At 66.3% G+C, this 19706-nt stretch carries 16 protein-coding genes, 1 tRNA gene and 3 pseudogenes; 9 read left to right on the top strand and 11 right to left on the bottom strand.

The genetic code is table 11. The features are described from left to right. The first annotated feature begins 26 nt into the window (after positions 1–26). Together DMP03_RS08650 and DMP03_RS08645 are read left to right on the top strand one after the other, a co-directional pair. Positions 27–1067, top strand: coding sequence for an RAD55 family ATPase (locus tag DMP03_RS08650; protein WP_152120292.1), 1041 nt, complete (start codon positions 27–29; stop codon positions 1065–1067). A gap of 84 nt (positions 1068–1151) precedes the next feature. After that, complete coding sequence (locus tag DMP03_RS08645; RefSeq protein ID WP_152120291.1) at positions 1152–2339, top strand: aspartate kinase; 1188 nt, start codon at positions 1152–1154, stop codon at positions 2337–2339. Here DMP03_RS08645 and DMP03_RS08640 read toward each other — a convergent pair. Next, complete coding sequence (locus DMP03_RS08640) at positions 2336–2986, bottom strand: metallophosphoesterase family protein (RefSeq protein ID WP_152120290.1); 651 nt, start codon at positions 2984–2986, stop codon at positions 2336–2338. The genes DMP03_RS08645 and DMP03_RS08640 overlap by 4 nt on opposite strands. A gap of 36 nt (positions 2987–3022) precedes the next feature. Next, positions 3023–3595, bottom strand: a complete 573-nt coding sequence (locus tag DMP03_RS08635; protein WP_152120289.1) for an IMP cyclohydrolase — start codon at positions 3593–3595, stop codon at positions 3023–3025. 105 nt (positions 3596–3700) lie between these two features. Here DMP03_RS08635 and DMP03_RS08630 point away from each other — a divergent pair, with 105 nt between their 5' ends. The 3 genes from DMP03_RS08630 (at position 3701) to DMP03_RS08620 (ending at position 5437) form a co-directional block, all read left to right on the top strand. Beyond that, entirely contained in the window at positions 3701–4708 is a 1008-nt protein-coding gene (locus tag DMP03_RS08630) for an AIR synthase family protein (RefSeq protein ID WP_152120288.1), read from the top strand. 25 nt (positions 4709–4733) lie between these two features. After that, entirely contained in the window at positions 4734–5306 is a 573-nt protein-coding gene (locus tag DMP03_RS08625; RefSeq protein WP_152120287.1) for a homing endonuclease associated repeat-containing protein, read from the top strand. Positions 5307–5364: 58 nt separating this feature from the next. Beyond that, positions 5365–5437, top strand: a tRNA-Gln gene (locus DMP03_RS08620). A 59-nt stretch (positions 5438–5496) separates the two neighbouring features. Here the strand turns inward: DMP03_RS08620 and DMP03_RS08615 are convergent. From DMP03_RS08615 to DMP03_RS08605, 3 genes and pseudogenes are all read right to left on the bottom strand, one after another. Then, positions 5497–6576 carry an NAD(P)/FAD-dependent oxidoreductase gene (locus DMP03_RS08615; RefSeq protein ID WP_152120286.1) on the bottom strand — a complete coding sequence of 360 codons (1080 nt, stop codon included), beginning with the start codon at positions 6574–6576 and terminating at the stop codon, positions 5497–5499. A 47-nt stretch (positions 6577–6623) separates the two neighbouring features. Beyond that, a pseudogene (locus DMP03_RS08610) lies at positions 6624–7679 on the bottom strand (aldehyde dehydrogenase family protein); the annotation flags it as partial. Positions 7680–7977: 298 nt separating this feature from the next. Beyond that, positions 7978–9051, bottom strand: coding sequence for a phytoene/squalene synthase family protein (locus DMP03_RS08605; RefSeq protein ID WP_152120285.1), 1074 nt, complete (start codon positions 9049–9051; stop codon positions 7978–7980). Between the two features lie 107 nt (positions 9052–9158). Between DMP03_RS08605 and DMP03_RS08600 the strand changes: the two genes are divergently transcribed. Genes DMP03_RS08600 through DMP03_RS08590 form a run of 3 tightly spaced genes read left to right on the top strand, consistent with a single transcriptional unit; the run spans position 9159 to position 12341 of the window. Next, positions 9159–9827: an HAD family hydrolase gene (locus DMP03_RS08600; protein ID WP_152120284.1), complete on the top strand. Its 669-nt coding sequence runs from the start codon at positions 9159–9161 to the stop codon at positions 9825–9827. Positions 9828–9874: 47 nt separating this feature from the next. After that, entirely contained in the window at positions 9875–10810 is a 936-nt protein-coding gene (locus tag DMP03_RS08595) for a phosphotransferase family protein (protein WP_152120283.1), read from the top strand. A gap of 25 nt (positions 10811–10835) precedes the next feature. Next, positions 10836–12341, top strand: a complete 1506-nt coding sequence (locus tag DMP03_RS08590; RefSeq protein ID WP_152120282.1) for a hypothetical protein — start codon at positions 10836–10838, stop codon at positions 12339–12341. On the opposite strand, the gene DMP03_RS08585 is transcribed toward DMP03_RS08590, so the two are convergent. Continuing rightward, the gene (locus tag DMP03_RS08585) at positions 12335–13192 is read right to left on the bottom strand and encodes an SDR family oxidoreductase (protein ID WP_152120463.1); all 858 of its coding nucleotides are present in this window, start codon (positions 13190–13192) and stop codon (positions 12335–12337) included. The genes DMP03_RS08590 and DMP03_RS08585 overlap by 7 nt on opposite strands. 210 nt (positions 13193–13402) lie before the next feature. Here DMP03_RS08585 and DMP03_RS14830 point away from each other — a divergent pair. Beyond that, a pseudogene (locus DMP03_RS14830) lies at positions 13403–13528 on the top strand (ABC transporter ATP-binding protein); the annotation flags it as partial. Between the two features lie 31 nt (positions 13529–13559). On the opposite strand, the gene DMP03_RS08575 reads toward DMP03_RS14830, so the two are convergent. The 5 genes and pseudogenes from DMP03_RS08575 to DMP03_RS08555 all read right to left on the bottom strand — a co-directional run bounded on the left by DMP03_RS08575 (position 13560) and on the right by DMP03_RS08555 (position 19704). Then, on the bottom strand, positions 13560–14177 hold the full coding sequence (locus DMP03_RS08575) for a 30S ribosomal protein S7 (protein WP_152120281.1): 618 nt from the start codon (positions 14175–14177) through the stop codon (positions 13560–13562). Continuing rightward, a complete protein-coding gene (locus DMP03_RS08570) occupies positions 14174–14602 on the bottom strand; it encodes a 30S ribosomal protein S12 (protein ID WP_152120280.1) in 429 nt (142 codons plus the stop codon). The genes DMP03_RS08575 and DMP03_RS08570 overlap by 4 nt, the downstream gene beginning before the upstream one ends. Positions 14603–15081: 479 nt before the next feature. Next, positions 15082–15492, bottom strand: a pseudogene (locus tag DMP03_RS14600) (NusA-like transcription termination signal-binding factor); the annotation flags it as partial. A 65-nt stretch (positions 15493–15557) separates the two neighbouring features. Further along, on the bottom strand, positions 15558–16754 hold the full coding sequence (rpoA2, locus tag DMP03_RS08560) for a DNA-directed RNA polymerase subunit A'' (RefSeq protein WP_152120279.1): 1197 nt from the start codon (positions 16752–16754) through the stop codon (positions 15558–15560). Next, positions 16747–19704, bottom strand: coding sequence for a DNA-directed RNA polymerase subunit A' (locus DMP03_RS08555; RefSeq protein ID WP_152120278.1), 2958 nt, complete (start codon positions 19702–19704; stop codon positions 16747–16749). The genes rpoA2 and DMP03_RS08555 overlap by 8 nt, the downstream gene beginning before the upstream one ends. Positions 19705–19706 lie beyond the last annotated feature (2 nt).

Below are 19706 nucleotides of genomic sequence, written 5' to 3'. Positions count from 1 at the left end.
CGTGGGTGGGTGACATACCGCCGCGCATGAGCGACGACTCGGGGGAGTGTGCCTTCTGTCGGATGGCGATACCCGAATCGCCCGTCGAACACGGGGGCAAACAGTTCTGTTCGACGGCGTGTCGGGAGCGGCTGTCCGAGACGGGAACGCCGTTCGTCGCGGCCGACAGCCACCGTCGCATCCAGCCGGGGGTGTCGGGACTCGACGCCTCGCTGCCGAACGGCTTTCCGCGCAACGCCTTCGTCCTCGTCGCCAGCGAGGCGGGAACGCGCGACCGCGCGCTCGGCGCGGAGCTGGTGTGGCGCGCGCTCAAGCGGGGCGAGCCGGTCGTCTTCACCTCGTTCCAGGAGCCACCCAGCGCGGTCGTCCAGCAGTTCATCGCCATGGAGTGGAACGTGCTGCCGTATCTGGAGTCGGGGCAACTCCACATCGTCGACTGTTTCACCTACCGGCTGGACGGACAGGGCCGCGACCGGCTGTTCGACCGGATGGGCGAGTGGAATCGCTATCTCTCGACGGTTGCACGGGCCGCGACCACGCCCGTCCGTGACCCGACCGACATTCGCGAAATCGAGAACAAACTCGACAACGCGCTCGAAGGCCGCGAGATGATCGACGACGGGCTAGTCGTCATCGACTCGCTGACTGAGATGGGGACGCTCACCCAGCCGGTCCAGGCGTACGACTTCGTGAAAGACGTGCGCGCTGACGTATGCAAGGGGCGATTCGTCCCCATCTTCGCCGGCGCGGCCTTCGGCGGGGGCGGCGGTAGGGGCGACTCGTTCCCCCACGACCTCACCTACGTGATGGACGGGCTCGCCGAACTGAAGTTGGACGAAGAGCCTTCGGGCGACCAGCTGGTGAAGCAGGTTCGAATTCGGAAGCTGAACGGCGCGGCCGTCGACCCCGAGTGGCACAGCTACGACTTCGAACCGGGAACGGGGATGGTGACTGACGAGCGACCGAGTGGAGCGAGCGGCGTGGGCGAACGGACCGATGGCGAACAAACTGGGGAGTCGGGTGACGACACAGTCGACGGCGACGGAGCGACCGACGCGCCAGAGTGAGGGCAATCTTTCGTGGCATGAAAGGGATTATCCCCCACGGTAGGGTAGTTCTGCTATGCACGTACACGACTCACGGGTGAGCAGATGCGGGTTGTAGCGAAGTTCGGCGGCACCTCGCTCGGTAACGGCGAACGGGTGAATCGGGCGGCCGACTCGATTGCCGACGCGGTCGAAGCGGGCCACGACGTGGCCGTCGTCGCCAGCGCAATGGGGTCGACCACCGATTATCTGCTCGGCTCCATCGAGTTCGACACCGATGACGCCGACCGCGCCGAAATCGTCTCGATGGGCGAGCGAACCTCCGTCCGAATGTTGAAGGCCGCGCTCACCCCCCGCGACATCGACGCGCGGTTTCTCGAACCGGGCAGCGAGGACTGGCCTATCATCACCGACGCCCACGGCGAAGTGGACGTCGAAGAGACGAACCGACGGGCGCTCGCGCTCGCGGAGGCGATGTCGGCAGAGGGGTTCGTCCCCGTCATCACGGGCTTTCTCGCACAGGACCACGCCGGCAACGTGACGACGCTGGGGCGGGGCGGCTCGGATACGACCGCCGTCATGCTCGGAAAACACATGAACGCCGACGAGGTCGTCATCGTCACCGACGTCGAGGGCGTGATGACCGGTGACCCCTCCGTCGTCGAGGGAGCGCGCAACGTGGGGAAAATCAGCGTCGACGAGCTCCGGAACCTCTCCTTCCGCGGGGCCGAGGTGGTCGCGCCGTCCGCGCTCGCGTACAAGACCGAAGCGATGGACGTGCGCGTCGTCCACTACCAACACGGCGACCTGCTGGCCGGCGGCACCAACATCGAAGGCCAGTTCGAGAACCTCATCGACCTCCGAGAGGGGAAACTCGCCTGTATCACCGTCGCGGGACGGGCGATTCGGAACCGTCCCGGTATCCTGAACGAACTCTCCGCGCCGCTGTCGGCGGCCGAGATAAACATCGACGCCGTCGCCTCCGGCATGGACTCGGTCACCTTCTACGTCGACGCCGAACAGGCCGAGGAGGCGGAGACGATTCTCCACGAGGCGGTCGTCGCCGAGGAAGCGCTCTCGTCTGTCACCGTCGAGGACAGCATCGCCGTCATCCGCGTCACTGGCGGGAACCTCCCGAGCGAACCGGGAATGATTTATCGGGCGCTCACCCCGCTTGCAGACGAGCGCTTCACCGTCCACGACGTGATTAGCTCCGCGACCTCCGTGGCTATCTTCGTCGACTGGGACGCCAAGGAGCGCGCGCTCGAGTTGATGCAGGGCGTCGACTTCTAGCGGCCTTTCCGGAGCCGCATTCCGATTTCTGCGGGCAGGTCGGTCTCTGTGACTCGCTCGACCACGCGCTCGATGTCGTAGCCGACGCGGCGCTCCTCGACCGTCCAGTCGTCCGTGTCGAGTAGTGCGTACGCCGCGTCGGGGTCACCGTCGCGGGGTTGGCCCACGCTGCCTGGGTTCAGGACGACGCCGGAGTCGTACCGCTCGTGGTGTTGGACGTGGGTGTGGCCCATGACGAGCGCGTCCCCGTCGAGCAGCGACTCGCTGAACATGTCGGGGTAGGTGTAGCGGTCGGGGTCGTCGGGGTGTCCGTGGACGATGTCGATGCCGTAGCTCCTGTGTTCGGTCGGCAGCGACTCCAGCCACGCGAACTGTGCGTCCGTGAGGTGCTCGCGCGCGTACCGGACGCCCGCGCCGGCCATAGAGTTGAACCCGAAGCTGGTGTCGGTGACGACGGCGCGGTCGTGGTTGCCTCGCACCGTCGGCGCGTCTCGTTCACGGAGGGTGTCGACACAGTAGCCGGGCCACGGATTGTAGCCGACCACGTCGCCCGCACAGACCAACGCGTCGACGGCGGGCAGATCATCGAGCACCGCGTCGAGGGCCGGCTTGTTGCCGTGGATATCAGAGAGGACGCCGACGAGCATACGCAGGGTTCTGTCGCCGGCGGCTTCAACCTGGGGCTACTCGTTTACGTAGGCCGTCTCGAATCCACCGTCGACAGGAGCGACGGCCACCGCACAGACCCTATGCTCGAAGTCGGCGTCGTACAGTTCGCGGGCCGCGGCCGCGGGCTCGGTCGCGTCGAGGTCGTAGCCGGCGGGCGCGTCCCGCTCGTAGGTGGCGACGAGCGTCGGCTCCGTGACCTCCTGCACGTGGAGGGCGTCCCGGCGGACGGTGGCGATGTACGCGCCTGCCTCGGAGACGGTGCCGGCGACGCGGGGCGTGTCGTAGTCGTCCTTTTCGAAGTCGAGAGCGTGAAGCGCGGTGACGAGCGCGTCACGCGCCGGGTAGCCGAGCGCGAGCTTCTCGGCGATTGGGTCGACGTGGCTCCCGTTGCCGACGACGGCGGTGTCGTCGGTCGTCCGGACGCAGTTGTAGGCGATATACGGATTGTCGGTCTCGGGGGCGTCGGCGGTCGGCCCGACGACGAGCGCGCCGTTGCGCTCGTACACGTGACGATTTGGGAACGAGCGCGAGGAGACGCGGTAGGCGGCAACCTCCGGCGAGACGACGACGAATCGGCCAACGTACATGCACACAGCTGTACAGCTTCACAACTTAGCCGTGGCGATTAGACACTCCTGTCCAACGGCAGAGCAAGCGGGACGGCTTTGCCGGTGGCGCGAGTCAGCGGGCGTATGCCCGAACTCGGCAAGGTCGGCGGCCAGTTCTTCCGCGAGACGATTTATCCGCATCTCGGCACGGACCGCGAGGACGTCCGCATCGGTCCGCAGGCCGGCGTGGATTTCGGCGTGCTCGACATCGGCGGGCAGGCGCTCGTGGTCGCGACCGACCCGCTGTCGCTCCCGCCGGGACTCGGCTTCGAGCGCGCCGGCCGGTTCGCTCTCGATATCTGTCTCGCGGACGTGGCTGTCGCCGGTATCTCGCCGAGCCATCTCGCCGTCGGATTCAGTCTCCCGCCGGAGATGACCGACGCGCAGTTCGGCGACGCGTGGCGCGCGATGGACGACCGCGCCCGCGAACTCGGCGTGAGCGTCGCCACCGGCCACACCGCCCGCTACGCCGGCGTCCAGTTCCCGTGGGTCGGTGCGGCGACCATCCTGGGCGTCGGCGACCACGAGGAGGTGATTCGACCCGACGGCGCACAGCCCGGCGACGCCCTGCTCGTGACGACCGGTCCAGCGAGCGAGACCGCCGGCCTGTTCGCCTCGATGTTCCCCGAGCAGTTGGGTCTCGACGCCGAGACGGTCGCCGCCGGCCAAGCCCGACTCGACGACGTGGCTTGCGTCGAGGACGCGCTCGCGCTCGCCGAGTTCGACACCCACGCGATGCACGACGCCACCGAGTGCGGGGTGCAGGGCGGGCTCGTCGAGATGGCCGACAGCGCCGGCGTCCGGGTGGACATCGACCGCGACGCGTTCACCTACGCCGACGGCGTGCGGGCCGTCTGTGACGCCATCGGCGTCGACCCTCTGCAGGTCACCTCCTCGGGGACGCTGTTGGTCGCTATCGACCCCGACGACGCCGAGCGCGCGGTCGAGCGACTCGACGAACAGGGGACGCCAGCCGCGGTCGTCGGCACGGTGTCGGCGGGCGAGGGCGTCTTCGAGTCCGGCGAGCGGCTCGAACATCCGGGGAGTGACCCCTCGTGGGCAGCCTACGACGAGTATCGGAGCGAGCGTTGATAACGGATTACGCGCGACCCGAGCTATGACGACCGAACAGGAGTGTCTGGACGCACTCCGTCGGGCAGCAGCCGACCTCGGTGAATCGCCGTCGAAGGTTCAGTACGAGAAGCTGGGGCATCAGCCGGCGTCGACCACAATCATGCGAGTGGTCGGTGGCTGGAACGAGGCAAAAGAGCAGGCCGGGTTGGAGACGGTCGAGGCCGGCGGACAGACCGGCATCTCGCGGACTGCGCCGAAGCCAGACGACGTGGAACTCGACGACGACGAGGTGTGGGAAGAGCTGTCGCCACACCAACGGTGGTATCGGAAGAACCGCGACCGACAGCAGGGAAAGAAGAAGCGACGGCGGCGTGAGCTTCGAGCGTGGCTCACGGAGTACAAACGCGAGCACTGTCGCTGTGAGCGCTGTGGCGAACCCCATCCGGCGTGTCTCGACTTCCACCATCCGGAAGGAGTCGAGAAGCGAGACGGGGTCGCGCGGATGGTGAATCGGGCGTTTTCGAAACCGTCCATCCGTGAGGAGATACGCAAGTGTATCGTGCTCTGTGCGAACTGCCATCGGAAAGAACATTACGCCTCCGAGGACGCAGAGTGACCGAGAGCGGCGGCTTTCGCAAGCCTCATATGACCTAACGCGCTATCGGTAGTTGCACAGTCCGTTAGGGTAGTGGCCAATCCTGTTGCCTTCTGGGGGCAACGACACTGGTTCGAATCCAGTACGGACTACTTCTTCCACGACAACACCGTCAGCAGTTGCTGGATTCGAGGTAGGGAACGCAGCGAGTCTACAGCGAGTAGGCGAGCCGTTCGCCGGTGTCGAGTCCGTTTCTGAGTGCGACGTGAAGCCGCGCTTCGCCGCCGACCCAGTCGCCGAGACAGTAGAGACCGTGTGATTCGGCGCTGTCGACGGGTCCGTGCGCGACGCCGTCGTCGGGGAGCGCGTACCGCCAGCCCTGGTGGTCCGACCACGCCGGGTCGCGCAGGCGGTCGTCGCCGACGATGTCGGCGGCGTGGTCGGCCAGCGCGGCGACGTTGGATTCGGGGTCGTCGTCGTAGTGGTCGAGTGACCACTGGTGGTTCGCCTGCACGACGAGGACGGACTGGCCGTCGGGAACGTGGCCGGCCTTACACTCCTCGCGGGAGAGCCAGCCGACCTCGTGGTTCTTGTCGACGTTGACAAGTCCGTAGTAGGGAGCGTCGAGGTCGAACTCGTAGCCGAGGACGGTGGTGTAGACACTCCGATAGGGGACGGCCTCGCAGGCCTCGGCGAGGGTCTCGCGCACGTCGTGGTCCCAGTCGGCATCGCGGAGTAGTTGGGCGGTCTGGGGAGCGGGCGGGTTCACGAGCAGGGCGTCGAAAGGACCCCATGAGTCGCCGGCGGTGGCGTCAGACGCGGAGTCGCCACCACCTCCGTCGGTGGCGTGGAGTCGCCACTGCTCGCCGTCGCGCTCGATGGTCTCGACGCGCGTTCGTCGGTGGATGTCGGCGTCGGTCTCACCAAAGAGACGCTTCGCGATTTGGGTCAGGCCGCGCTCGTAGCTCCACTTGTGGTCGTCGGCGTCGCGACCCTCCTGTATCTCGCCGTCGTCCTCGAAGACGTAGATAGGTTCACTGGCGTCGACGAGCCCGTCGGAATCGAGCTGCTCGGTGAGCAGGTCGGTGACGCGTTCGTCGTCGTCCTTCACGTAGTTCGCGCCGTAGTCGTAGACGTACTCGTAGTCGCCGCGCCGGCGGGTGGCCGCGCGGCCACAGACGCCCCCCGACTTTTCGAGGACGGTCACGCTCGCCTCGGGAAGGGCGGTATCGAGGACGTACGTGGCGGCGGCGCTCGCGGCTCCGGCTCCGATGACACCGATAGCTGGCATACTCGTATTAATACCGCCAGCAGCAAAAGCCTGGAGCGACCGGCGGTTTAGAAGGGGTACTCGCGCTCGTCGCGCTGGAGCGAAATCCACTTCGTCTCGGTGAGTTCGTTCATGATAGTCTCGCTGTTGTACCCGCCCATCCCGGAGGCGTTGGTGCCCGAGAAGGGGACGTGTGCCTCGTCGTTGATTGGCTGGTCGTTGACGTGGCCGGTATCCATGCGGTCGGCGATATCGAGGGCGGTATCGAGGTCACCGTGGACCGACCCCGACAGCCCGTACTCCGTCGCGTTGGCGAGGTCGACCGCCTCGTCGACGGTCTCGAACGGGATGACCGGCGCGATGGGGCCGAAGTGCTCGTTGCAGGCGGCGGCCATGACGTTGGTCACGTCCGAGAGGACGGTCGGTTCGACGACGAGCGAGTCGTCGACGCCGTCGAGTTTGACCGTGGAGCCGCCGGTTTCGAGGGTCGCGCCGGCCTCGACCGTCTCCTCGACGTACTCCAGCATCTCGTCGCGCTGGCTCTCGTCGATGATAGGGCCGACGACGGTGTCGTCGTGGGCAGAGCCGGCGGGCAGCGACTCGGCGCGCTCGGTGAGTCGTTCCACGTACTCGTCGTACACCGACTCGTGGACGATGTGGCGGTTGATAGAGATACACACCTGCCCTTGGTGGACGAAGGTGCCGAAGACGGCGCTGTCGATGGCCGCATCGAGGTCGGCGCTCTCGGTGACGACGTGGGCGTTGTTGCCGCCGAGTTCCATCGCCTGAATCGCGAGGTTCTCGGCCGCGAGACCCGCGACGTGTTTTCCGACCGGCGTGGAACCGGTGAAGGCGACGGCGTCGCTTTCGGAGTGGCTGGCGACGGCGTCACCGACGTCAGAGCCGCGGCCGGTGACGACGTTGATGGCGCCGTCGGGGATGCCCGCGGCCTCGGCGAGCGTGCCGAAGAGCAGGCCGCCGACGACCGGCGTATTGGTCGCCGGCTTCACGACGACGGTGTTGCCGAGCGCGACGGCGGGCGCGATGGCGCGCATCGACAGATTCAGCGGGAAGTTCCACGGAGAGATGACCGTGACGACGCCCTTGGGCTGGCGCTTGACGATGCCGCGGACGTGCAGGACCGGAATAGAACATGAACATTTATTATAGATACTCTCGCAGTGAGGGTATGGTAGCATATCGGCAGGCTCCGTGACCCGGCGCACCGCTCACAGACCGACCTGACCATATCCCGCATGACAACGCAAACCGCAACACGCACCACGACTCGTCCGACACCGACCACCAACCGTCGACTGATTCCGCTCCAGCCGCGCCACGGACCACAGCCGAAACGACTCGACGAGTAGACGCCTCGTTTTCACTCTTCGATAGAAGCCAGACAGCGGCCGCAGTCGCGCGTCAGTCCTCGGAGGCCGTGTACGGTCGCTCGCGGACCGTCTCGGCCAGTCGGTCGATTTTCTCGTGGGTCACGTCGCTCGCCATCTCGGCGTACAGGAGTTCGACCTCCTCGCGGCTCATCTTCACCGCGTCGATGGTGGTGACGGCCTCGTGAGCGCGCTCGTTCAGCTCGCGGATGGTGGCGATAGCGAGCAGATACGGCATTCCCATCCCGGCGAGGATACCGATTTCGTCCTCGGGCAGGGTGCGGAGATACCGGCGTGCGCCGTCGGCGTAGTTCGTAGCGCGGTCGGTGATGCGGGCGACGACGCGGGCGACGGAGTCGGTCGCGCTCGGATCTGCGACGGCCTCGTGGTCGATACCTTCGGCTTCGAGCAGTTCACCCGGTAGATAGACATTGTTTTCCGTCTCGTAGTCGTCGCGCACGTCCTTCGCGATGTTGACGAGCTGGAGTAAAAGCGCGAACTGACGGGCGTCCTCGGGGTCGGTCTCCTCCGCGCCGTAGACGCGAAAGAGGTTCGAGAGCAGCTTGCCGACGGTGCCGGCGACGTACCAACAGTACTCCTCCAGTTCGTCGACAGTGCGGAGCCGAAGCCCCCCCTCGTCGGCGTGGTCGCGCAGAAAGTCGGCCATTCCGGTGGCCATCTCGCGGACGACAGAGCGCATGGCGGCCTGCACGTCGGGGTCAAGCGAGGCGAAGACGCGAAAGACGCGCTCGGTGTCGCCGACGACCTGCCAGTCTGCGTTGGGGTCCTCGGGTCGGTGGGGTTCGACCTCGGTGAGGAACGTCTCGACGGTCGCGGGGTGGTCGGGGTCGAGCACGTCGTCGTACAGCTCGAGCAGGCGAGCGCGCTCGCGGGGTGAAATCGACGGGTCGTCCTCGATGGTGTCGGCGATACGGCAGAGTAGATAACCGGTACAGACCCAGGCGTCGACAGGCTCTTCTAAGAGTTCGATGGTGAGCGTGAACGTCCGAGACACGGAGTGGACGGCCTCAAACGTCCACGCTCGGTCGGCGTCTGTAGCCGGCGTCGCCGCCGAAATCGACGGGTGATTGCCGGGCGAATCACTCATTGTATGGTAAGACCGGCCGCTGGTACAAAAGCCCCGTGGGGATTCGTTCGGGTTCTGTCGTCTGCCGTCCCCGAAACTCTTGCATCGACGCAGTCCCTTCCGCGTGTATGGGACGGTACGCCGCGGTGTTGTTCGACCTCGACGGCACGCTCTGTCGCCACGAGCAGGCCATCGAGCCAGTCTTTCACGGTGCCTTCGAGGACCTCGGCGTCGAGCCGGTCGGCGAGCCAGCCGACCTGTGGACCGCGATGCGCGCGATTACTGAGTTCGAGGGCGAGACCGAACAGCTCGCAGACGGAATCGCGCGCGTCGCCGCCGACCACGACTGCGAGCTCGACGCTCGCGCGTGGTCCGAGGCGTTCGTCGACCGGCTCGACTGGACGGACGTGAGCTTCCTCCCGGGGGCCGAGCGAGCGCTCGCGGCCGCGCGCGCGAACGGTTCCGTCGGACTGCTCACGAACGGACCGGAACCGCGACAGTCGACGAAGCTCGCCGCGCTCGGACTCGACGGCGCGTTCGACCCGGTCGTGTACGCCGGCGACCTCGACCGGCGGAAACCCCACCGTGAGCCGTTCGACCGCGCGGTCGCCACCCTCGGAGTATCCCCCGAGCGCGTCCTCTACGTGGGGAACTCGCTGGAACACGACGTCGACGGGGCGCTCGACGCCGGCCTCCCGGTCGCGTGGCTCGATGCCGACGGCGACGGTCCCGGCGACCGCCGGCCGACCCACACCCTCCGGTCGGTCGACGAACTGGCGGCCGTGCTCGGAGCGTGAGTGCCGCGAGCGCCGAGTCCATACGTCCACAGTCCTACCTCGAGGATATGAACGCGGTCGACGCCGTGACCGAAGCGCTTCCCGGCCAGTCGGTACAGCGGGTCAACCCCGTCCAGCGGGGAAACCACAAACAGACACATCTTGTGACGCTCGAGGACCGCGAGGTGGTGGTCCAACTGTCCGCGCGACCCGCGGCGTTCCGGACCGAGTTGGCGCTAGCGCGTGCGGTCCGCGAGCGAACGCCCGTCCCGATGCCCGCGATTCTCGCGGAGGGACGGTACGAAGCTGGGCGCTACGCAGTCGTCGAGCGAGCGCCCGGCGACGACCTCCACGAGCGGTTCGCCGGGTTACCGCTCGCGACACGAGAGACCGTCGCTCGCTCGTTCGGCCGCTGGCTCGCCGCCTGCCACGAGACGTTCCGATTCGACGGCTACGGCGACGTGACGCTCGTCGACGGGGAGCTACGTGCGAGCGACGCCGACTGGCGGGCGTGGTTCGACGACCACCTCACCGAGGGACTGGCGGCGCTTCCGTCGTCGCTGGCGGAGCTTCGCGAGCCGGTGGAGACCACACTGGCCGACGCCGACCTTCCCGAGCGACCGCCGGCGCGGCTCTACCCGTGGGATTTCCGACCCGGGAACGCCGTCTACGACGACGACGCCGGCGTGACGGCCGTGCTCGACTGGGGTGAACCGCTGGCCGCGGACCCGGCGCTGTCGGTTGCGAAGGCCGACCACCTCATCTGTGCGTGGTACGGCGACGCGAAGCCGCTGCAGGCGGCGTTTCGGGACGGCTACGCCGCCGAGCGACCACTCCCGTCGGTACCACGCGTCTACCGGCTCGCTGCGGTGGTCCGGTCGGCCGTCGACTCCAACGGTGAGGTGACGCGTCCGGGCTACCCGGAACGAACGGGGACGGCGGCCGTCGAATTCCACCGCGACCGGCTCACCGCGCTGCTTGCGGGCGCAGCCGACGGGTTCTAAATCCCCCGCGCCCGACCGACCCAGTATGTCAGGCTCGGAGCTCGCAACGGAAGTACGAGAGATACTCGACACCGACTCCGAGACGTTCGCGGCGCGTGTCGAAGCCGAGATCGAGGAGCTGAAACGCGAACTCCACGAGGGGACCTTCGACAACGCGCAGGGCGTCGTCGGCTTCGAGTACGAGTTCTACGCCGTCGACGACTCAGGGGCGCTCGCGCGCGTCCCCCGACGACTGCTGGAGTACGTGGGCTTCGAGAAGGAGTTGGGGCTTCACAACGCCGAGATGTCGACCTCGCCACAGCCGCTGTCGGGATACGGCCTGCGCGCACAGGAAGCAGAGGTGCAGGCGCGGCTCTCGGCCACACAGGATGTCGCGACGACGGAAGGGTTGCGACTGGTCTCGGACGGCATCTGGACCCAGCCGCCGGTCGGCGAGACCGCGGGGTCGTATCTCGCCGACTCCATCGAGGAAGGCGGGATTCGGCTCGCCACGAACATGAGCGACGCCGTCCGCTATCACGCGATGGCGAACACCGAGTTCAGCGCCGACATGGCGCTCGACGCGCCGGGGGTGGAACTCGACGCACAGACCGTGATGCCCGAGAGTCTCATCACGTCGATACAGCCCCACTATCAGGTGCCACAAGCGTCGGAACTCCACTCGTACTTCCGGTACGCGCTGCGTATCGCGGGCCCGCTGCTCGCCCTCGGCGTGAACTCGCCGTTTTTCCCGCCGGATTTGTACACCGACGAGCCGGCGCGGGTTATCGAGGAGTCTCCGGACAGCGGCCGCATCCACGTCTTCGAGTCGGTGCTCAACCCCGACAACGACCCGAAGGTGCGGTTCCCTCGCGATTTCGACACCATCGAGGAGGCCGTCGACCGGGTGGCCGCCGACACGACCGTCGTCCCCGAACTCCAGTCGGAAGGGGGACGCTTCGACGACCGCTTTGCCCACTACCGGCACAAACACGGGTCCTACTGGCGGTGGGTGCGGCCGGTCATCGAGGGGAGTTCGCGCACGAGCGCGAACGCACGCATCGAGTTCCGCCCAATCGCGAGCCAGCCGACCGTGCGCGACTCGATTGCGTTTCTCGCGGCCTTCGCCGGGCTGATGGAGTCGCTGCGCCGGCTCGAACATCCGGTGTACGACCAGTCGTGGGAGACGGCCCGCGAGAACTTCTATGCCGCCGCGGATGACGGACTCGACGCCGACATGGAGTGGGTGACTGCCGACGGTGAGGTGACGACGAACACGGAGACGCTGTACGCGGAGCTGTTCGAGTTCGCGCGGTCCGGGTTAGAGCGCAGCGGCGTCAGTCCCGAAGAGGCGAACCGGTATCTCCGGCCGCTCCGCGAGCGCGTCGACCGCGGCGTGACCCCCGCCTCTTGGAAGCGCACCCGGGTCCACGAGCGGTTCGACGCCGGCGAGCCGTTCACCGAGGCGCTGTGGGGGATGCAAGCCGAGTATCTCGACGAGCAGGAGGGGACGCTCATCGAGGGGACGTTCACCGAGTGGTTGAGTCAGTAGGTCGTCGACATCCCGCCGTCGTGAGTCATGTCGTCGCCGTTGAGGTGGCTGGCGTGGTGCGAGAAGCCGTGGACGAACAGATTTCCCACCTCGTACGGCTCCATCATTCGTTTCACCTTACTCGCTCCGAGGATGACCTGTTCGACCGTCTCGGGAACGGAGAGACCGCGCGACTCGGCCGAGTCGGGGAGCTGTTTGGCGACCAGCGGCGTCTTCACGAACCCCGTAGAGACGGAAAAACCACGGATGTCGCCGTCGCCCTCGGCGGCGATTGATTGTGTCAGTCCTCGGAGCGCGAACTTCACGGTGTTGTACGCCACCTTGTCTTCCGTGACGATGTGGCCGTGGACGGAACACATGTTGCCGATGACGCCACCGGACTCCTCGAGGTGAGGCCAGGCGGCCTTGCTCAACAGGAGCGGCGCACGCTGCATCACGTCGTGCATCAGGTCGTACTTCTCGGTCGGGAACTCAGCGATGGGCGCGATGGTCTGGAGTCCCGCGACGTTGGCGAGATACCGGAGGTCACCGATGTCGGCGGCCTGTTCGACCGCCCGCTCGATGTCGGACTCCTCGGTGAGGTCGGCCTCGACCGGCTCGATACCGCCGGGGAGACCGAGCGTCTCGGCGCGGTCGGTCACCTCGTCGAGTCCGTCCGTGTCCACGTCGACGCCGGCGACGGTTAGCCCGTTACCGGCCAGACACAGCGAGATGGCACGTCCGATGCCGCTCGCCGCGCCCGTGACGAGGGCGACATTCTCGTCGGTGTAGGCGGGGTCCTCGACCGTCAGTATCCGGTCTGTCGTTATCTCGCTCGGTCCGTACTGCTCCATCGCCTCCGCGGCGCTCATCACCATACCAGTGAAGTGGCGTGCGGTGTGGCATAAATTCACGTGCGTGCCGAATTAGGCCGGCCGAAAGGTCGATGTGTTTAGGTGAGCCAAAACGAGAGGCGTGGGTATGCGACGACGCACATTCCTGACCGGAACGGCGGCGAGTGCCGCGCTGTTAGCTGGCTGCAGCAGTAGCACGGGGACGGGGACACCGACCGACAGCGGCGCGACGGGGTACCGTACGACTGGGGCCCGCCCGAAGAGGTCGTCACGGAGCAGCTGCTCGCGGACGTGTTCGGCGTCGACGCGACCGTGCGGGCGGGACCGGAAATCGTCCCACACCAGCCGCTGTAAGCTCGCGAAAGCGGAGAGAAGACGACAGAGATTATCGGGCGGCGGCCGCGACGCGCTCTTTTTCTTCCTTCTGGTTGACGGCGTACGTCTGGACGTCGTAGTTCGCGGCACCGGTCAGCTGGGAGGCGAGTGCCTCTGCGGCCGGCGTCGTGGTCTTGAACGACGACCCCTGTACACCCTCTGCGATGAACTTCAGCGCCTGGTCGACGCGGCGCTGCGGGGCCACGTCGACGGCCTGCGGGACGGAGATGCCACCGTACTTCAGGCGGACGGTCTCCTCGCGCGGACCGGCGTTCTCGACTGCCGTCACGAGCACCTGCACCGGGTTCTCGTCGGTGCGCTCGTGGACGAGTTCGAAGGCCTCACGCACGATGCGGGTGGCCTGCTGTTTCTTGCCCGTGTTCTCTTCCGTCTGCATCAAGCGATTGATGAGCCGCTCGACGATGGAGAGTTCGGACTTCTTGAACTGCTTGTTGGAGTGTCGCCCCTGCGTGTGTGCAATCGGGGTGACGTTGATGTAGCGACGGGTGGACTCGTCGTCGTAGCTGATGTCGTCGATACTCCAGACGCCAAACAGCTGTGCGGAGACCCGCTCGTCGTCCGTCGAAGCCGGGGCGTCCGGCTCCGGCGCTTCGGTCTCGTCGCTCATCGGACTGGCTTCTCCTGGTTCCCGCGCACGAGTTCGAGCATCGCGACGCCGTTCACCTTCTCGACCTTGTAGTTGACACCCGAGAGGTCGCCCATCGCACGACCTTTCGCCCCACCGATACCGGCGATGGTGACCTCGTCGTGCTCGTCGATGAACGAAATCGCACCGTCACCGGGACAGAACGCGGTGACCTGCTTGCCGTTCTTGATGAGCTGGACTCGGACGCACTTCCGGATTGCCGAGTTGGGCTGTTTCGCTTCGATACCGACCTTCTCCAGTACGATGCCGCGCCCCTGCGGCGCACCCTCGAGGGGGTCGGACTTCTGTCCGAGCCCACGGGCACGTCGCGCATAATCAGAGTCGGACCATCGTCGCTGCTGACGGTCCTTCTTGAGCTTGCGCGCGGCGTACTTGCCGTTCGCCATAGTACTGCCTACTTCCCTACCCAGCCACTTAAGCATCGTCTTTCGTCGCGTCGAGAATCCCGTCGCAGGCGGGCGTCTACCCGCCGTTAGGTGAGAGCCACGTCGTCGAGTCCCGCGTACTCCGACGCGAGTAGTCGCGCCAAGCGAATCCGTTTGCCGGACGACCCGATAGCCAGCCCGCGGTCGTCCTCGCTCACCTCGACGTAGGCCGTCCCGAGCGCCGAGACGGTCACGTTCTCCACGTCGGCGGGCGCGAGCGCGTGCTCGATGAGCGTCGCCGGGTCGCTCGCGTACGTGACGACGACGACTGGCCAGCCCAGAGCCTCGCGCAACTGTCCGCGCGCCTCCCGAATCGCCTCTCGCGAGCCGGTGGACGCGAGCACGACGAGCCGCTCGTCGCGCGTATCGAACAGCGCGTCCGCCGGCTCGACGCCCGTCACGTCGGCGACGGTCTCCAGCACGGAGTCGGGTTCGGGGACGAGTTCGATGGCATCGATGTCGAAGTGCCGGTCCGCGAGGTCCGTCGCAGTCTGGATGTTCTGGCCGCCCCGCCCGATGGCAGCCCCGAAGTCGGCGGTGTTCACCTCCGGGTATGCGACGGTCTCCCCCTCGCGGTCGCGGACGGTCGCGTCGTAGACGGCCGCGGGCCGGAGCGCGTTCGCCACGAACGTTCCGGGGTCGTCGGCGTCCTCCACGAGTTCGACCCGCTTGTTGATGCGGTCTTCGATGCGCGCGACCGTCTGTCCCTGCGGGCCGATGGCATCGGCCATCTCGCCCGGCGCGACGACGAACACGACCCGCTCGTCGTTGACGAGACAGTCTCGGACCGTCGCCCCGGACTCTGTCTCGATGAAGCCGATAAGCTGGCGGGCCTCGTCGGAGAGCCGTATCACAGTCCGGGTTGGAGCGCGCGGGCAAAAACGGTATCGTGCAGAGGACAGAAACAGCGCCGCGTTCAGTCGTCCGCGCTGGTCGGTGCGCTACCGCCCATCCGCAGGTCCACGTCACCGGTGCCGAGTTTGATTGGCTTGCCGACGATGACGTTCTCCGTCACGCCGTCGAGGTCGTCGACCTCGCCGTGAATCGCCGCATCGAGCAGGTGGTTCACCGTCACCTCGAACGCTGCGCGGGCGAGCACGGAGTCTTTGTTGCCGGAGATGCCGTGGCGACCGATGGACTCGATTTCGCCGTTGTTCGTCATGATGTCGGCAACGAGCATCAGGTGGCGGATGTTCACGTTGTCCAGCCCCTGTTCTTCGAGCGTGTCGCGCGTCTCGTTGATGATGGCCTCACGCGCCGCCTCGATACCGAGGTTGCGGTGAATCTCGTGGATGTTGTTACACGTCGTCCGACTGCTGTCGACGCCGTCGATCTTCAGCGCCTTGCCGAAGGCCGACCCCTCGGTGTGGAGGATGAACTCCTCGTCGCCGGACTCGACTTCTTCCTTCCGGATGACGACGCGTGACACGTCGTCGATACCCTTGAACACGATGTCGCGAAGCTCCTCGACCAGCTGGAGCAGTTCGCGGTAGGACGGCTCGTCGGGACCGAACTCGATGGTCGTCGGCTCCGGGCGCGTCGTCTCGACGCCGAGGTTCGACTCGATGGTGCCCGCGACCTCGTCGACGATTTCGCCGAGGCTGTCGTAGGTCGGCCACCGCTCGCGCAGCGTCTCCTCGTTGAGGTCGACGCTCACGAGCATGTCCGCGACGTTCGTCGACACGTCACCGAGCGCGAGAATCCGGGTCGCTTCGATGTTCCAGACGACCTCGTGGGCCTTCTCGCGGTCGTGAGCGTGCTCCTCGTCGAGGTACACGTGCATCACCGGCGTGTCCGGCGTCTTCCGGGCATCCACCAGCTCGATGAGCCGTGGCAGCCCGGAGGTCACGTCGATCTCTGCGACGCCCGCGTAGTGGAACGTGTTCATCGTCATCTGCGTCCCCGGCTCACCGATGGACTGTGCCGAGACGGTGCCGACGGGGTCAAGCGGGTCGAGTCGAGTGGCGAGATACCGCGACTCGACGGCCGTCGCGATGTCTTGTGCCTCCTCGACGCTGGCGTTGTGTTCCTCGACCGCGTCGTACACCTCCTCGCGGAGTCGCTTCGGGAGTTCGGTCTCCTGCACGACCGTCTTGACTTCGGCGTCAGTCATCGGACTCCACCTCCGGGCTGCTCGCGCCGGTTCGCCAGGTGTCCTGGTGCTCCGAGAGGTTCGTCTGGAGCGTGTCGCCTTTGAGGAACGACTCGCGTTCCGTCTCGTCGGTGAACTCCGCGTTCATCACGCGGGCCGCGATGTCGTCCACGTCGATTGGGTTCTCCTCGTCGTGGGCGACCTGCGTCGTCGAGGTGCCGTCCTCGCCGAACTCGAACTGGACGACCGTGTCCGAGGTGTCCCGGACCGTGCCGTCGTACTGCGACTCCAGTTCAGAGAGCGCGTTGATGAGCCGGCGCTGGAGATAGCCGGACTTCGAGGTGCGGACTGCCGTGTCCACGAGTCCCTCGCGGCCACCCATCGCGTGGAAGAAGAACTCCTGTGGGTTGAGCCCCTGCCGGTACGACGACTCCACGAAGCCGTGGGCGTCCGCCGACAGGTCGTCCTTCTTGTAGTGGCTGAGGGTGCGGTCCTCGTACCCTCGATTAATTCGTTCGCCACGCACTGCCTGCTGGCCGACGCAGGCCGACATCTGCGTGAGGTTCAACATCGACGCACGCGCGCCCGAACGGGCCATCACGACCGCCGGGTTGTCCTCGTCGAGTCGCTCGTCGGCGATGTCGCCCGCCGAGTCGCGTGCCCGCCCGAGCGTCTGCATGATCTTCATCTCCAGCGTCTCGTCGGTCGTCCGGCCGGGCAGGGATTCGAGTTCGCCCGCCTCGTACGTCTCGATGAGTTCCTGGACCCGTTCGTACGCGTTGTCGATCGCCTCCTGGATGCGGTCTTCGGCCTCGCTGTCGACCGACTCGTCGTCGATACTGACGGAGATGCCAAAGTGCATAATCGACCGCATCGCGAGCGTCGCGACCTCGTTGATGAACACGCGCGAGCGGGTGTTGCCGTACACCTTCGTGATGGTGTCAACGATTTCGCCGCCGAACTCGCCAACCTCGTCCTCGGCGATGGTCCCCTCCACGAGCTGGCCGTCCTCGATGACGACCGGCTCGCCGAGCGTCCCCTCGAACTCCATGTTGAGGTCCTCGGGCAGCAGCTCCGAGAAGACGGAGCGACCGGTCCAGTACTCGAGACCGTCCTCGTCGGTGCCGTCCGGCTCCGGTAGCCCGTCGACGCTCGTCGCACGCAACAGGTCGAGCGCCTGTGTCTCGTTGAACCGCGGGTTGTCGTGGGTGAGCAGATACATCCCGGAGATGTGGTCCTGAATCGCGCCGATGATGTTCTCACCGAAACGCGGAGAGAGAATCTGCTCTTGAACGCGCATGAGGACGCGCGCTTCCGCACGTGCCTCCTCGTTCTGGAGGGCGTGCATGTTCATCTCGTCGCCGTCGAAGTCAGCGTTGTACGGCGGACAGACGACGGTGTTGAGCCGGAACGTCTTGTACGGCATCACCACGACCTCGTGGGCCATGATGGACATCCGGTGGAGCGACGGCTGTCGGTTGAAGATGACGATGTCGCCGTCGATGAGGTGTCGCGACACCTCCCATCCGGGGTCGACCTTCTCGGCCAGCTCCTCGCAGTTCTTCTCCGTCACTTTCAGCCGGCGACCGTCCGGACGGCGCACGTAGTTCGCACCGGGGTGCGTCTCCGGCCCGTTGGCGACGTAGCGGCGCGCGTCCTGTAGATTGCGCGCGTTCACGTTCATCGTCTGGGTCATCTCGCTCGCGACTCGGTCGGGCACGCCGACCTCGTTGAGCGAGAGCGTCGGGTCCGGACTGATGACGGTACGGGCCGAGAAGTTCACGCGCTTGCCCGAAAGCGAGCCACGGAAGCGGCCCTCCTTCCCCTTGAGCCGCTGGGAGAGGGTCTTGAGCGGGCGACCCGACCGGTGGCGTGCCGGCGGCGTCCCCGAAATCTCGTTGTCCATGAACGTCGTGACGTGGTACTGGAGTAGCTCCCAGAGGTCCTCGATGATGAGCTGTGGAGCACCCGCCTCGCGATTCTCCATGAATCGCTGATTGATGCGGATGATGTCCACCAGCTTGTGGGTGAGGTCGTCCTCGGAGCGCTGGCCGTTGTCGAGCGTAATCGACGGCCGTGCGGTCACCGGCGGCACCGGCAGGACGGTCAGGATAATCCACTCCGGACGCGACTTCTCGGCGTCGATACCGAGCGTCTCGATGTCGTAATCCGGGATGTCCTCGAACCAGTCGCGGATGTCCGAGGGCATCAGCTTGTTCATGTCCTCCTCGGTGAGGTCCACGTCGAGCGCCTTCTCGAGCGCCTCGCGGTCCTCCTTCGTCGGGCGGAACTCACCGGAGAGGATGTCCTGGATGCGGGAGGTGTCGATGCCCGTCTCCTCTGCGAGGTCCGTCGGTCCCATCGGCTCGCGGTCGACCTCGCCCTCCTCCTCGTCGCCGACCGGACGGCCTTCCATCGCGGCGGCGATGCGTTCGGAGTACTCCGCAGACAACACGTCCTGCACCTCGTAGTAGGTGGTCGGCTTCTCGTGTTGGATGTCGTACTGCTTTTCGCCACAGTGCGGGCAGTTCGACGCCTTTCGCGCGCGGCGGATCGCGGCCTTCGTCACGTCACCGAGGTCCTCGCCGAGACTCCGCGTCTTGTCGAGTCGGTCGCGGAACTCGTCGGCCTCGTCCTCGGTGAGGAGGAGTCGCGAACACTCGCGACACGTCCCGCGGAGGAGTCGGCGGATGAGCTTCTGGAAGCCGACGTGGATGACCGGCGCGGCCAGCTCGATGTGGCCGAAGTGGCCGTTACACGACCCCGAGTGTTGTCCGCAGGTCTTACACTCGAGTCCGGGGTCGATGACCCCCAGTCGCGGGTCCATCAGCCCCATGTCGATGGGGAAGCCGTCGTCGTCGTAGGTGTCGGCCGTGATGACCTTCGTGGCCGACATCTCGCGGTACTCCTCGGGGTCCATCAGCCCGAAGCTGAGTGACCCAATCTGTTTGGGTGCTTCTCCTGTGCTCATGA

The sequence above is a fragment of the Halosegnis rubeus genome, assembly GCF_009184545.1.
Classification (GTDB): domain Archaea; phylum Halobacteriota; class Halobacteria; order Halobacteriales; family Haloarculaceae; genus Halosegnis; species Halosegnis rubeus.
This window is presented reverse-complemented; position numbering and strand designations above follow the sequence as displayed.

Coding starts and splice junctions, on each gene's coding strand:
- DMP03_RS08650 (WP_152120292.1), top strand. CDS start 27: ATGAGCGACGACTCGGGGGAGTGTGCCTTCTGTCGGATGGCGATACCC.
- DMP03_RS08645 (WP_152120291.1), top strand. CDS start 1,152: ATGCGGGTTGTAGCGAAGTTCGGCGGCACCTCGCTCGGTAACGGCGAA.
- DMP03_RS08640 (WP_152120290.1), bottom strand. CDS start 2,986: ATGCTCGTCGGCGTCCTCTCTGATATCCACGGCAACAAGCCGGCCCTC.
- DMP03_RS08635 (WP_152120289.1), bottom strand. CDS start 3,595: ATGTACGTTGGCCGATTCGTCGTCGTCTCGCCGGAGGTTGCCGCCTAC.
- DMP03_RS08630 (WP_152120288.1), top strand. CDS start 3,701: ATGCCCGAACTCGGCAAGGTCGGCGGCCAGTTCTTCCGCGAGACGATT.
- DMP03_RS08625 (WP_152120287.1), top strand. CDS start 4,734: ATGACGACCGAACAGGAGTGTCTGGACGCACTCCGTCGGGCAGCAGCC.
- DMP03_RS08615 (WP_152120286.1), bottom strand. CDS start 6,576: ATGCCAGCTATCGGTGTCATCGGAGCCGGAGCCGCGAGCGCCGCCGCC.
- DMP03_RS08605 (WP_152120285.1), bottom strand. CDS start 9,051: ATGAGTGATTCGCCCGGCAATCACCCGTCGATTTCGGCGGCGACGCCG.
- DMP03_RS08600 (WP_152120284.1), top strand. CDS start 9,159: ATGGGACGGTACGCCGCGGTGTTGTTCGACCTCGACGGCACGCTCTGT.
- DMP03_RS08595 (WP_152120283.1), top strand. CDS start 9,875: ATGAACGCGGTCGACGCCGTGACCGAAGCGCTTCCCGGCCAGTCGGTA.
- DMP03_RS08590 (WP_152120282.1), top strand. CDS start 10,836: ATGTCAGGCTCGGAGCTCGCAACGGAAGTACGAGAGATACTCGACACC.
- DMP03_RS08585 (WP_152120463.1), bottom strand. CDS start 13,192: ATGAGCGCCGCGGAGGCGATGGAGCAGTACGGACCGAGCGAGATAACG.
- DMP03_RS08575 (WP_152120281.1), bottom strand. CDS start 14,177: ATGAGCGACGAGACCGAAGCGCCGGAGCCGGACGCCCCGGCTTCGACG.
- DMP03_RS08570 (WP_152120280.1), bottom strand. CDS start 14,602: ATGGCGAACGGCAAGTACGCCGCGCGCAAGCTCAAGAAGGACCGTCAG.
- rpoA2 (WP_152120279.1), bottom strand. CDS start 16,754: ATGACTGACGCCGAAGTCAAGACGGTCGTGCAGGAGACCGAACTCCCG.
- DMP03_RS08555 (WP_152120278.1), bottom strand. CDS start 19,704: ATGAGCACAGGAGAAGCACCCAAACAGATTGGGTCACTCAGCTTCGGG.